This window comes from Curtobacterium sp. MCLR17_058 (assembly GCF_003234705.2).
Lineage (GTDB): Bacteria > Actinomycetota > Actinomycetes > Actinomycetales > Microbacteriaceae > Curtobacterium > Curtobacterium flaccumfaciens.
This window is the reverse complement of sequence record NZ_CP126262.1, coordinates 478351-491118: the sequence shown is the minus strand read 5'-3', so window position 1 is coordinate 491118 and position 12768 is coordinate 478351. Positions and strand designations below refer to the sequence as shown.

Below are 12768 nucleotides of genomic sequence, written 5' to 3'. Positions count from 1 at the left end.
AAGGACACGTCCCATGCAGTCCCCCCGCCGCACGCGCACGCTCCGCGCCAAGCGCCTCTCCGACATCGTCGGCGCCTCCCTCGCGCTCGTCGCACTCGCTCCGGTGCTCGCCGTCGTCGCCGTCCTGGTCGCGGCTCGGCTCGGTCGTCCCGTGCTGTTCCGGCAGCCCCGCCCCGGGCTCCACGGCAAGACGTTCACCATCCTGAAGTTCCGCACGATGCTCGAGCCGGACCCCGCGGCCGGACTGGTGAGCGACAGCGACCGCCTCACGCCGTTCGGTTCGTTCCTGCGGTCGACGAGCCTGGACGAACTCCCCAGCCTGTGGAACATCCTGCGGGGCGACATGAGCTTCGTCGGGCCCCGCCCGACCCTCTGCCGGTACCTCGACCTCTACACCGCCGAGGAGTCCCGCCGACACGACGTCCTGCCCGGTCTGACCGGTCTCGCCCAGGTCCGTGGCCGCAACGCGCTCCCGTGGCCCGAGCGCCTCCGGTCGGACGTCGAGTACGTCGACACCGTGTCGCTCGGCCTCGACCTCCGCATCCTCCTCCGCACGGTCGTCGTCGTGCTCCGACGCGAGGGCATCGCCGCGCCGGGCCACGTCAGTTCCGACGACTTCGAGGGGACCGCGGCGATGACGGGTGGATCACGGTGAGGACCGTCTGGATCGTCAACCACTACGCGCACCACCGCGAGCGGGACGGCCGCGCGACCCGCCACCAGCACCTCGCCGCGAGTCTGACCGAGCACGGGTGGCGCACGGTGGTCATCGCTGCCGGCACAGACCACCCGTCCGGCCGCTCCCACCTGCACGGGACGACGCTGCGCGAGCGTTGGACGGGCGACGGGTACGAGTTCTGCTGGCTCCGCGGAGTCGACCACCGTGGTGCCGGCGCCCGCCGAGCGATGCGTCGCATCGCCGACATCGGCCTGTTCACCGCGCTGCTGCTCCGGCCGGGTTCGCTCCGAGGGCTCCCCCGACCGGACGTCGTGATCGGTGGGTCCTTCCATCCCCTGGCCGCATGGGGCGCCTCGGTGCTCGCTCGACGGATGGACGTGCCGTTCGTCTTCGAGCCGCGCGACCTCTGGCCGGAGTCAGCCCTCGGGCTGGCGGGCATGACCGAACGGCACCCGGTGGTCCGGCTGCTCCGACGGCTGGAACGGACCGTCGTCCGTCGGGCAGCGCACATCGTCTCCCCGCTCGAGGGCGTCGGCCGGTACTACGCCGACCGCGGTCAGCCCACGCCCTTCACCTGGGTCCCGAACGGTGTCGCGCTCGACGAGCAAGCCGGCGAGCCCGATGAGCCCGCGGACGAGCCCGACGCACCCGACGCTGGCAAGAACGAGCCCGCTGACGACCGCTTCACGGTCACCTACATCGGCTCGATGGGGCCGGCGAACGCGCTCGAAGCCGTCCTCGACGGCTTCGACCTCGCCGCCCGCCGGGCAGCCGCGAGCGGCGGCCGGCGTCTGGTGCTCCGCATGGTCGGGGACGGATCGGACGTCAGCGCGCTCCGGGAACGCGCGTCGCGCCTCCAGGCCGGCGTGGACGTGATCTGGGACGGACGGGTGCCGCAGGACGACGCCCGCCGCATCGGACGCCGAGCGGACTGCCTGGTCGTCAACATGCACGACCTGCCGCTCTACCGACACGGCGTCTCGATGAACAAGCAGTACGAGTACATGCTGCTCGGCCGCCCGCTGCTCGTCGGAGCACCCGTCACGCTCGAACCGGTGGTCGCTTCGGCCAGCGGCCTGCACGTCCGGCCGGACGACCCCGAGGCGATCGCCGAGGGCATCCTCGCGCTCGCGGCGATGCCCGCCGCCGAACGCGAGGCCATGGGTGCCCGCGGCCGCGACCACGTCGTCCGCGAGCACGACTACCGCCGGCTGGCCGGCGTCCTGGCCGGCGTCCTCGACGACACCGTCGCCGCCTGACCCTCCCCTGTCCCGTCCTGTCCCGTCCCGTCCCGTCCCGTCCCGTCCGAGGAAACCCGAGCATGCTCCCCGACATCGTCCACGTCTCCAGCGCCCACCCCTGGGTCGACAACCGCGTCCACCTGCGGGAAGCCGCGGCAGCCGCCGACGCCGGCTACCGCGTCCGCCTCATCGCGGTCGAGTCCGACCTCGGCGCCCCACCCACGGCCGTCGAGGTGGTGCGGATCCCACGGCGAGCGCGTGTCCGGCGCATGGTCGTGTCGACGACGCAGGCACTCGCCCTCGCGCTGCGGTCGCGTGCCCGCGTGGTGCACCTGCACGATCCCGAGCTCATCTGGACCATCCCGGTGCTCCGGCTTGCCGGTCGCACCGTCGTCTACGACGCGCACGAGGACCTGCCCGACCAGGTCTGGGGCAAGGACTACCTGACCCACCGGCAGCGTGCCGTGTTCGCGTGGCTCTCGCACGGGCTGCTCCGCGTGGCCGGGACGGCGAACCGGGTGGTCACCGCGACCGAGTGGACCGGACGCCGGTTCCCGGCACCGCGCCGGATCGCGATCCACAACTTCCCCTTCGCGCGTCCGGAAGACGACGCCCAGGTCGGCCTGGAGGCGCGGCCCGCCCTGGTCGCGCACGTCGGGGTCCTGAGTCACGACCGTGGCATCGACGTGCTCGCGTCCGTCGTCGAGGAACCGTCGTTCCCGGCCGGATGGCGGGTCGAGATGGTCGGCTCGATCGACCGGGCGACGTCGACGGAGCGGTTGCGTGCCGCCGAGGCCACCGGCCGTGCTTTGCACGGCGGCGTCGTCGGTCCGATGGAGGCGCGCGACCTGCTCCTCCGCGCCCGGATCGGCGTGGTCCCCTTCCGTCGGACGCCCGTCACCGACCAGATCTTCCCGACGAAGCTGTTCGAGTACCTCGCGGCCGGACTCGCCGTCATCGCCACCGACATCCCCCTGTGGCGGCACCTGTTGCGCGGGGTCGAGTGCGTGACCTTCGTCCCCGCTGACGATCCCACGGCCATCGCCGAGGCGATCCGCCGGTACGCGGACGACCCCGCGCTCCTCGAGCGGCACGGCGCCGAGGCCCGACGGGCTGCCGCGCGGTTCACCTGGGCGCCGGAGGCCGAGCGGCTGGTCGAGATGTACGACGAACTCCTGCCCGGCGTCCGCGCAGCACGATCGACGCCGACGGCCACCCGGTGACGCGGGCGACGATCGACCGGGCCGAGCTCGCACGTCCGGTCGGACGGGTGACGGGCGTGTTCGTCGCGGTCGGGCTCCTCGGCCTCACGATGAACTGGATCTCGGCGAACCTCGTCGCACCGATCTTCTCGTACCTGGGGTACGGCTACGTCCCCGCGCCCTGGCAGGCGCTGCTCGTCGTCATCGTGCTGACGACCGGGGTGGCGCTGACGCTCCCCCGGGTGCTCGTCCGGCCGTCGCACGTCGTACTCTGGACGATCTTCGTGGTGTGCGTCAGCCCGACGATGATCATGAGCATCTCGACCGGGTACGTGTCCACCGCCACGGCGATCGCGCTGAGTGCCGCGGTGGGGACGGCGTTCGCACTGGTCAGCCTGGCCACGCCGAGCGGCGCGACTGCTCCTGCAGCCCGGGTCGAGGCGGCGGACGACGTGCTGGTCATCGGCGCGCGGCGGATCGACCGTGGCACGCTCACCTGGCTGGTGTGCGGCCTCTACTCCCTCGTCACGTACGGCCTGATGGCGGCGACGGTCGGCATCCACATCCGGTTCCTGGCGCTCGACGACATCTACGAGGTGCGTGCCGACTACTCGGCCGACGTCGGGACCGGCGGTGCCCTCGGGTACCTGTTGACCGGTCAGGCGTACGTGATCAACCCGCTGGTCCTCGCGCGCGGCATCTTCCGTCGCCGCCCGTCCCTCGTGGTCCTCGCCCTGGCCGGGCAGTTCCTGCTGTACTCGAGCACCGGGTTCAAGGCGGTCCTGTTCTCGTTCATAGCCGTCCTCGGCATGGCGGTGCTGTTCCGGGGCGCGAAGCCGGCGCGGTCACTCGCCTTCCTCGGCGCGCCCCTCGCGATCATGATCGTCTCCGCGGTCGCCGACGAGGTGCAGGGCGGCATCACCTGGACGTCGGTGTTCACCCGCCGCTTCATGCTGACGCCGGGGCTGCTGTCCTCGGTGTACGTCGACTACTTCTCCGACAACCCCGTCGCACGATACGGGTACTCGTTCCTCAGCCCCTGGGTCGAGTACCCGTACGATCTGCCGCCGCCGAAACGGATCTCCGACTACCTGGTGCCCGGGTCGGTGGGCTACGCGAACGCCAACCTGTTCGCTGACGGGTTCGCGAACCTGGGGTGGATCGGGATCTTCGTCGCGGCGGCTGCGCTGTTCGTCTGGCTGCGGTTCCTCGACGGCGCGAGCCGGGGGCTCCCGATGCGGGTCGCGGCGATGGCAGTGGTGATGCCGAGCATCATGCTGTCCAACACGTCCATCTTCACGGCGATGCTCTCGCACGGGCTGCTGATGGGGACGCTGATCCTGCTGATCGCCCCGCGCAGCGGCTGGGAGCGGGCCTCGCCCAGACGGCGGCCCACCGCTCCGGGCGACGATCGGCTGCGAGCACGGTCCCGGACCGGCCGCCGCTCGGCACTCGTGGGCGGAGCACCCGCACCCGGGCTGTCACAGGCAGCGGCACCGGCGCCGATGCAGGTCGCGGGGCGCCGCGGTGCTGCAGCACGTGCGCGGATCGCTGGCCGGACCGACCGGCGGAAGGTGCCGGGGCGTCGGGCAGCTCAGCCCTCGCGGACCCGGAGCACCGCGCCGGCACCGGCCACGACCGCTGTCGTCGTCGCAGCCCAGTCGTTGTCCACGAGCACCAGGTCGTTGGCCGTCTGGCGGCACAGCACCCCGTAGACGGCACCGCTCTCGACGCTGCCCTCGTACCGGTTGCCCACCAGGTGCCCGCGGTTCTCGGTGGCGCGGACGTCGATCGCGACCGACGTCGCCGTGCCCTGTCGCCGCAACCCCGCGATCCGGTTGCCGACGAGCGTGATGCCGTCGTTCGAGTGGTACAGGGAGAGCCCGCGACGGACTCCGCCCGGGCAGTGGTTGTGCGCGACGATCAGGTGCCGCGTCAGGTAGACGAGGACGGCCCCGTCGCGGTCACCGTCCCCGTACCCCGTCACCGTGTTGCGGAGGACGATGCCGTTCGCCCGTTCGGCGGGGTCACCGACGGTCTCGCCCGCGCCGCGGATGACGATGCCGGACCCGGGGCCGGACGTCGTGCGGCGGACGACGTTGTCGATGACCGAACAGTCGAGGGGCGCGTACTTCGTGGCGCCGGCGTTCGCCTCGTCCTTCGAGGGGACGACGGCAATCCCCACCCGGCAGTTCTCGACGAGGTTGCGGAGGATCGCGATGGACTGCCCGCCGTGGGTGTCGATGCCTTCCCACGCGGGGACGTCGGAGACGTGGTTGTCCGCGATGACGATCCGGGCCGAACGTGGTGCGCCGAGGAGTCCGGTGGTGGTCGCGCGGACGGCTTCGATGCCGTAGGAGTTCAGGTACGGCGCAGGCTGGGTCACCCGGGCGATGCGGTTGCCGCGCACCGTGCCGTCGGTGCACGAGAACATGAGCACCCCGGCGTAGCCGACGTCGGCGATGACGCAGTCCGCGACGGTGAACGCCGCGCAGTGGTCGAGCAGGACACCGTCGTGGGAGAAGTCGCGGATGTCGGCGCCGTGTATCCGGACGTCGCGGAACGGCCGGGTGACGGTGCCGACGATGTGGACACCCCGACCGAGTCCGGAGTGGTGCGCCCCGGAACCACGGAGGACCGCGTCGATGATGGTGACGTCCGACGCGGCGACGACGACCAGGTCGATGTCGCGCGTGGTGGAGAGCGATCCGCCGACGAACCGGATCGTCATCGCGCGGTCGATCCGCAGCGGCTCGGACAGCGCCCAGTGCCGGGTCACGACGAGCACGGCACCCGCGTCGGTGGCCGCGACGGCGTCCTGCAACCGGGCGACCCCGGCGTCGGTCACCGTCCGGGCCGTGTCTGCTGGCGCGGGACTCGAGCGCCCGGACGCGGCAGCCGGCCGGGTCCCGGTGACGAGCAGCGCGGCGGGGATCGCTCCGGCCGCGCCGAACAGCGCACCCCGTCGGCTGACGACCGACCGGGGTGTCCTGAGCGGCGTCACCGCCCGACTGCTTCCGGCATCGGCGAGGCGCCGGACAGGGAGCGGTACAGGTCGAGCAGGACGTGCTCTTCGTGATCCCACCGGAAGCGTTCGAGCACCAGGGCGCGGCCGGCTTCGGCGTGCTGTCGCAGCAGCTCAGGATCGCCGTCGTACCGGCGGAGTGCGGCCACGACGGCCTCCGGGTCACCCGGTGGCACCCACGTCGCGCAGTCGGCGCCGTCGAGCAGCTCCCGCCAGAGTGGGACGTCGGTGGCGACGACCGCCAGTCCGGCCGCCAGATACTCGAAGAGCTTCGTGGGGATCGACGCCGCGTAGGCCGGCGTCGGCAGGAGTGGGAGGAGCCCGACGCGAGCCGTCACCAACAGGTCGCGGGCCGCGTGGGGTGCCAGGACGCCGCGGTGGTCGATGCGCCCGGTGTCGACCAGTGCGTCGAACGCACCGCGGTCGACCGCCGAGTCGATCGGACCGGCGGTGACCACACGCCAGCCGTCCGGGAGCCCGGGTGAGGCCGCGACGCCGGTCAGGACGTCGATCCCCCGGTCGCGGCTCATCGACCCGAGGTAGACAGCCACCTGACCACGAGCAGCGGCCGGCGGGGCGTCGGTGTCCTGGGCACGGAGCCGTGGGACGTTCCGGACCAGGACGGTCCGGTCGGCGCGGAAGCGGCGCGCGATGGTCGGCGTCGCGGCCACCACGGTGCGTGACCGGCGTGCGAGGGCCACTGCCGCGTGCGCCGCCACCGTGCTGCCACGGCGGGCGACGGGGCCGAGGTACTCCTTGCCCCGCACCTGCTCCGGCAGGTCTTCGTGGGCGTCGTACACCACCGTCCGGTGCAGCACCCGCAGGAGCGGGAGCGCCCAGAGCAGTTCGGGGTCGTGCAGGTGCACGATCGGCGCCCGTGACGAGAGTGCCGCCCCGATGGCCTGGACCGAGGACAGCAGCACCCGTCGCCCGCGACGCCGAGCCGGGATGCGTCGGACGTACACCCCCGTCTCGGGATCGGGCAGGTGCCAGTCCGGATCGGCGCCGACGCCTGCGGCAGCGACGGCGACCAACGCCGTGCGGTACCCGGCACGCGCCGCGCTCGCCGCAGCACGGAGGTGCACTCGGTTGTCGGTCCACGGGTGGGCGCTCGAGACGTGGACGATGTCGAACGGGCGGGGTCGAGGGGCCATGCAGCGAAACTATGGGGCGTTTCTGCCCCCGAGCGAGTTATCTACATGTTGCATTCCAGCAGCCAGGCCCGCTCACGGCATTGCGCCGAGCAGATCATCGTCGTGGTGGCGGGCCGCCCGCACCACGAGCAGCAGGACCGCCGCGTAGGAGACCGTCATCGCCGAGGCGAGCGCAACGAGCACGACCGGCATCGGGGCCCCGAGCACGGACGGCACGAGCACCGCGGCGGCGCACACCACGAGACGCGATGCGTCCCACGTCAGCTGTGCCCCCTGCCGCTGCAGCATCGACAGCACCTGCGTGACCGGCGATGCGGCGACCTGGACCGCGAACGCCGGCACGAGGACCTGGGCGTAGGTTCCGGAGACCGCCCACTCCGCACCGAACACGGTCGAGAACACGACGGGTCCGAGCAGCACGACGACGAGCACCGCGACCGCACCCGCGGTGGCGAGACGCACGACGAGCCGCAGGACGAGTCGGCGCACGGGATCGCCGGACCGGATGCGGAGCCCGAACGCCCCCGCGGCGTACTGCGCGGTCGCGTCGGCGACCATGCCGACGGGCGCACCGAGCACCCGCATCGTGAGGGCGACGAAGCCCGCGGCGACGCTGCCGTGCAGCGCCGCGATGAGCAGACCCGGAGCCTGCTGGCCGACGACGTTCAGCATCGAGGACCACGGCGTGATGACGAGGAACCGCCGATGGTGACGGGCGGCGGCCGAGAGCGACCGAGGGGTGATCCGCTCGCCGTCACCCCGCCGGAACCGGACCATCCCGAGCACGGCCGCGATCCGGCCGACCGCCAGGCCACCCACCAGCCCGACCGGACCGGCCGCGGCCATCGCCAGGTTCCAGACGGACTGGCCGATGCCCTGGCAGGCGTTGCGCACGGCGATGGACCGGTGCTGCTGCCGTCGCGCGAGCACGGCCGAGGCGATCCGTTGCGCCCCCACCGCGACGACCGTCACGGGGACGGTCCACCACAGGTCCTCGAGGGCCGGTGCGGTGAACCACCGTGCCGCGTCACCGCGGAGGACCCAGGCAGCCCAAGCGGTGCCTGCACCGACGACCAGCGTCGAGAGCAGACCGAGTGCGACCAGCGCGCTGGTCGTCGCCCGGTCGTGTGCGACGACCATCGCACGGTCGGTGCCGAGCGTCGCACCGGCTCCGAGGATGCTCGCGACCGCCGTGACGACCGCGAGCGTGCCGAAGTCCGCCGGGGTGTAGAGCCGGGTCAGCAGCGGTGAGATCGCCACGACCAGGCCCTGTCCGAGGACCGTGCCGACGAGGATCGTCGCGATCGCCGGGAGGCGCCGTCGGGGCGAGGACCGCACGGTGTCAGGCCACGGGGACCACGGGCGGAGCACCGATCGCGGTCACCGTGGCGGACGCCCACCGTTCGACGTCGAGGACCCGTCGGCCGTCGACGACCGTGCGGACGCCGGGGAGGCGGGACTCGTCCCACGTCGCGTACTCGGCGTGGTCGGCCTGCACGACCGCGGCGTCGACGGGCTCGCCGTCGGTGTGGGGCTCGAAGCCGAGACGGCGGAGTTCGTCGTCGGAGTAGAGCGGGTCGGAGACCGTCACGAGCGCGCCGTGCGCCCGGAGTGCGTCGACCGTGCCGAACACTCCGGAGAAGGCGGTCTCCTTCACGCCGCCACGGTAGGCGGCACCGAGGACCACGACCCGCTGCCCCCGCAGGTCCCCGTGCAGACGCTCGAGGAGGTCGACCGCGTGGGCCGGCATCGCCGCGTTCCTGGCACGTGCGGCACGGACGACCGTGGCCTCCGGGTCGTTCCAGAGGTACAGCCGCGGGTACACCGGGATGCAGTGACCGCCGACCGCGATCCCGGGGCGGTGGATGTGGCTGTACGGCTGGGAGTTGCAGGCGTCGATGACCTCGGCGATGTCGATGGACTGCCGTTCGGCGAACCGGGCGAACTCGTTCGCCAGCGCGATGTTGACGTCGCGGTAGGTGGTCTCGGCGAGCTTCGCGAGCTCGGCGGCCTCGGCGGTACGGAGGTCCCAGACGCCGTTCGGACGACCGAGGTCGTCGCGCTCGTCGAACTGCAGCACCGCTTCGTAGAAGGCCCGGCCGCGCGCCGAGCCCTGGTCGGAGAGACCACCGACGAGCTTCGGGTAGCGCCGGAGGTCGGCGAACACCCGGCCGGTCAGGACCCGCTCCGGCGAGAAGACGACGTGGAAGTCCTGCCCCTCGACGAGTCCGGAGCGGGCCTCGAGCCGGGGCGCCCAGCGGCCACGGGTCGTCCCGACCGGCAGCGTCGTCTCGTACGCGACCAGGGTGCCGGGTCGCAGGTGGTCGCCGATCGTGTCGGTGGCGGCGTCCATCCAGCCGAAGTCGGGGATGCCGTCGGCATCGACGAAGAGCGGCACGACGACCACGACGACGTCGGCGTCGGGGATCGCTGCCGCGGCGTCCGTGGTCGCGCGGAGCAGCCCCGCGGGGACGACCTCACGCAGGCCGTCGGCGAGCCCGTGCTCGCCGGGGAACGGCTCGGTCGCAGCGTTCACGGCGTCGACCACCCCGCTCGCGACGTCGAGGCCGGTGACGTGTGCACCGGATCGTGCGTACTGGACGGCGAGCGGGAGCCCGATCTTGCCGAGACCGACGACGACGACGTTCATGCTGCTGCTCCTTCGGCGTCCGTGCCGAGCTGCACGGTCTGCTGGATCCGCGAGGACTCGAGGACGGCCTCGGCGACGAGCACCGTCCGGAGGCCGTCGCGGAGGGTGACGATGTCCGACGGCCGCCCGAGCACGGCGTCGCGGAACGCCTCGTGCTCGACCAGGAGCGGCTCGCGCTTGGTGATGGCGAACCGGGTGCTGGCCCCCTCGGACACACCCCGGAACGCGGCGACCTGGTCCCACTCGGTCTGGACGGTGCCGTTCTCGTGGAAGGTCAGGTCGGCGGTGAGGGTGTCGGCGACGAACGTGCCACGGTCACCGGTGACGATCAACAGACGTTCCTTGTACGGGGTGAGCCAGTTCACGAGGTGCGAGGTCAGGGTGCCGTCGGCCAGGCGTCCGGTGACGGTGACGAGGTCCTCGTGGGGACGCCCGCTCTTGGTGCCCGCGAGCGCTCCGACGTGGACGAACGGTGACCGGGCGATCCACGACGTCGAGTCGATGTCGTGCGTGGCGAGGTCCTTCACGACGCCGACGTCCGCGATCCGTGCGGGGAAGGGCCCCTGGCGACGCGTGACGATCTGGTAGACGTCGCCGAGCTCACCGGCGTCGAGCCGCTGTCGCAGCGCCTGGAGCGCCGGGTTGTAGCGCTCGATGTGGCCCACGGCACCGACGAGTCCGGCGCGGTCGAAGGCGGCCACGAGGCGCGCGGCAGCCGGACCGTCGACCGCGACGGGCTTCTCGATCAGGGCGTGCACCCCCGCCGCGGCGAGTTCCAGACCGACGGTTTCGTGGTGCGCCGTGGGGACCGCGACGACCGCGGTGTCGAGCCCGAGTGCGACGAGCTCACCGACGGACCGGACGACCGGCACGCCCTGGGCGACGTCGTGCTGGTCGCCGAGGGCATCGGCGACGCCGACGAGCTCGACCCCCTCGAGCGACCGGAGGACCCGGGCGTGGTGCCGCCCCATCATCCCGAGGCCGATGACCCCGGCTCGCAGCACGCCGCTCATCGTCCGGCCCCGGCGAGGGTGTTGACGGCCTCGACGACGCGGTCGAGCTGCGAGAGCGTCAGGGTCGGGTAGACGGGGAGCGCGAGGACCTCGGACGCGGCACGCTCGGTCTCGGGCAGGTCGAGGTCGTGTGCGAACGACGGGAGCCGGTGCACGGGCGTCGGGTAGTAGACCCCGGTCCCGATGCCGAACTCGGAGCGCAGTGCGGCCGCGAAGCCGTCGCGGTCGGACGGCACCCGCACGACGTACTGGTGGAAGACGTGCTCGGCTCGGGGGTCGGTCGTCGGTGTCACCACCCCGTCGAGTTCACGGCTGAAGTAGGCCGCGTTCGCCTGGCGCTGTGCGGTCCACCCGAGCACCTTGCGGAGCTGCACACGCCCGATCGCGGCGTGGATGTCGGTCATCCGCGCGTTGAAGCCGATGACCTCGTTCGCGTAGCGCTGCTCCATGCCCTGGTTCCGGAGCAGCCGGAGCATCCGGTCGACCGCGGTGTCGCGGGTCGAGACCATGCCCCCTTCGCCCGCGGTCATGTTCTTGGTGGGGTAGAGGCTGAACGCCGCGGCGTCGGACGAACTGCCGACGCGCGTGCCGGCCCACCGGGCTCCGTGCGCCTGCGCAGCGTCCTCGACCACGAGCAGGTCGTGCTCCTCGGCGATCCGGGTGATCGCGGTCATGTCGGCCGGGTGCCCGTAGAGGTGCACCGGCATGACCGCACGGGTCGCCGGGGTGACGGCGGCCCGGACAGCCGCCGGGTCCACGCAGTAGGTCAGGGGATCGATGTCGACGAACACCGGCTCGGCGCCGACGAGTCGGACCGCGTTCGCCGTGGCCGCGAAGGTGAACGAGGGGACGATGACCTCGTCACCCGGACCGATGCCGAGCGCGACGAGCGCCAGGTGCAGTGCAGCGGTGCCGCTGTTGACCGCGGTGACCGCGGCTCCGTCCACGAGGACGTCGCCGAACTCGCGCTCGAAGGCGGCGACCTCGGGGCCCTGTGCGAGCCCGCCGCCTTCGAGCACGGCATCGACGGCGCGGCGTTCTTCGAGGCCGATGAGGGGCTTCGCCGCGGGGATGAGTTCGAGTGTGGTGGTCAACGGATCGCCTCGATCGTGTCGGTGGTCTCGGAGTGGAGGAAGCGGTCACCGGTCTCGGTGCAGACCAGCGTGCGGTCGTCGACCTGCGCCAGCCGTCGGCCGGTCCGGCTCACCCAGCCGATGCGGCGGGCGGGGACCCCGGCGACGAGCGCGTGGTCCGGGACGTCGTGGACGACGACGGCGCCGGCCGCGACCATCGCCCACCGGCCGATGCGGATGGGGGCGACGCAGAGCGCCCCGGCGCCGATCGACGCGCCGTGCTCGACGACGACGGCCGTGGGCCGCCAGTCGTCGGCGTCCTGCACGGAGCCGTCCGGGTTGATCGCCCGCGGCGTGTTGTCGTTGGTGAGGACGGCACCGGGGCCGATGAAGACTCCGTCGCCGACGACCGCCGGTCCGTAGACGAGGGCGCCGTTCTGGATCTTGCAGCGGGCACCGATCTGGACGCCGGCGCCGATCGTGACGCCGCGGCCGACGAGGGTCTCGCTGCCGACGGACGCGTGCGCCTCGACGTGGGAGTCGTCCCAGATGCGGACCCCGGGAGCGACGGCCGCCGAGGGCGACACGACGGCTGCCGGGGCGATGAACGCCGTCGGGAGGGTGGGACTGGGGGTCATGGGTGCGCTTCCGGATCAGGCGCGGCGGGACCTCCGCTGCCGGACCACCATACGATATACCGGTACGACATATCAAGTGTGATGATTGCGAGT

At 72.4% G+C, this 12768-nt stretch carries 10 protein-coding genes; 3 read left to right on the top strand and 7 right to left on the bottom strand.

Translation table 11 applies throughout. From position 1 onward, the window contains the following. Positions 1–13 precede the first annotated feature (13 nt). From DEJ11_RS02440 to DEJ11_RS02430, 3 genes are all read left to right on the top strand, one after another. Entirely contained in the window at positions 14–655 is a 642-nt protein-coding gene (locus DEJ11_RS02440; RefSeq protein ID WP_111046189.1) for a sugar transferase, read from the top strand. Continuing rightward, on the top strand, positions 652–1938 hold the full coding sequence (locus DEJ11_RS02435; RefSeq protein WP_181437715.1) for a glycosyltransferase family 4 protein: 1287 nt from the start codon (positions 652–654) through the stop codon (positions 1936–1938). The genes DEJ11_RS02440 and DEJ11_RS02435 overlap by 4 nt, the downstream gene beginning before the upstream one ends. A gap of 62 nt (positions 1939–2000) precedes the next feature. Then, positions 2001–3143, top strand: a complete 1143-nt coding sequence (locus tag DEJ11_RS02430; RefSeq protein WP_111104081.1) for a glycosyltransferase — start codon at positions 2001–2003, stop codon at positions 3141–3143. 1573 nt (positions 3144–4716) lie between these two features. Here DEJ11_RS02430 and DEJ11_RS02425 read toward each other — a convergent pair. From DEJ11_RS02425 to DEJ11_RS02395, 7 genes are all read right to left on the bottom strand, one after another. Continuing rightward, positions 4717–6126, bottom strand: a complete 1410-nt coding sequence (locus DEJ11_RS02425; protein ID WP_111104079.1) for a right-handed parallel beta-helix repeat-containing protein — start codon at positions 6124–6126, stop codon at positions 4717–4719. Then, positions 6123–7301: a glycosyltransferase family protein gene (locus DEJ11_RS02420; protein WP_111104077.1), complete on the bottom strand. Its 1179-nt coding sequence runs from the start codon at positions 7299–7301 to the stop codon at positions 6123–6125. The genes DEJ11_RS02425 and DEJ11_RS02420 overlap by 4 nt, the downstream gene beginning before the upstream one ends. Before the next feature lie 72 nt (positions 7302–7373). Next, on the bottom strand, positions 7374–8639 hold the full coding sequence (locus DEJ11_RS02415; RefSeq protein ID WP_181440864.1) for a lipopolysaccharide biosynthesis protein: 1266 nt from the start codon (positions 8637–8639) through the stop codon (positions 7374–7376). Between the two features lie 4 nt (positions 8640–8643). Continuing rightward, on the bottom strand, positions 8644–9951 hold the full coding sequence (locus tag DEJ11_RS02410; RefSeq protein ID WP_111104073.1) for a nucleotide sugar dehydrogenase: 1308 nt from the start codon (positions 9949–9951) through the stop codon (positions 8644–8646). Then, positions 9948–10964 carry a Gfo/Idh/MocA family protein gene (locus DEJ11_RS02405; protein WP_111104071.1) on the bottom strand — a complete coding sequence of 339 codons (1017 nt, stop codon included), beginning with the start codon at positions 10962–10964 and terminating at the stop codon, positions 9948–9950. The genes DEJ11_RS02410 and DEJ11_RS02405 overlap by 4 nt, the downstream gene beginning before the upstream one ends. After that, positions 10961–12058: a DegT/DnrJ/EryC1/StrS family aminotransferase gene (locus DEJ11_RS02400; protein WP_111104069.1), complete on the bottom strand. Its 1098-nt coding sequence runs from the start codon at positions 12056–12058 to the stop codon at positions 10961–10963. The genes DEJ11_RS02405 and DEJ11_RS02400 overlap by 4 nt, the downstream gene beginning before the upstream one ends. Then, on the bottom strand, positions 12055–12675 hold the full coding sequence (locus DEJ11_RS02395) for an acyltransferase (protein ID WP_111029708.1): 621 nt from the start codon (positions 12673–12675) through the stop codon (positions 12055–12057). The genes DEJ11_RS02400 and DEJ11_RS02395 overlap by 4 nt, the downstream gene beginning before the upstream one ends. Between the last annotated feature and the right edge of the window lie 93 nt (positions 12676–12768).

What these genes read in the sequence shown, in the direction of transcription:
- DEJ11_RS02430 (WP_111104081.1), top strand. Translation starts at nt 2,001, where the DNA reads ATGCTCCCCGACATCGTCCACGTCTCCAGCGCCCACCCCTGGGTCGAC.
- DEJ11_RS02395 (WP_111029708.1), bottom strand. Translation starts at nt 12,675, where the DNA reads ATGACCCCCAGTCCCACCCTCCCGACGGCGTTCATCGCCCCGGCAGCC.
- DEJ11_RS02440 (WP_111046189.1), top strand. Translation starts at nt 14, where the DNA reads ATGCAGTCCCCCCGCCGCACGCGCACGCTCCGCGCCAAGCGCCTCTCC.
- DEJ11_RS02420 (WP_111104077.1), bottom strand. Translation starts at nt 7,301, where the DNA reads ATGGCCCCTCGACCCCGCCCGTTCGACATCGTCCACGTCTCGAGCGCC.
- DEJ11_RS02410 (WP_111104073.1), bottom strand. Translation starts at nt 9,951, where the DNA reads ATGAACGTCGTCGTCGTCGGTCTCGGCAAGATCGGGCTCCCGCTCGCC.
- DEJ11_RS02405 (WP_111104071.1), bottom strand. Translation starts at nt 10,964, where the DNA reads ATGAGCGGCGTGCTGCGAGCCGGGGTCATCGGCCTCGGGATGATGGGG.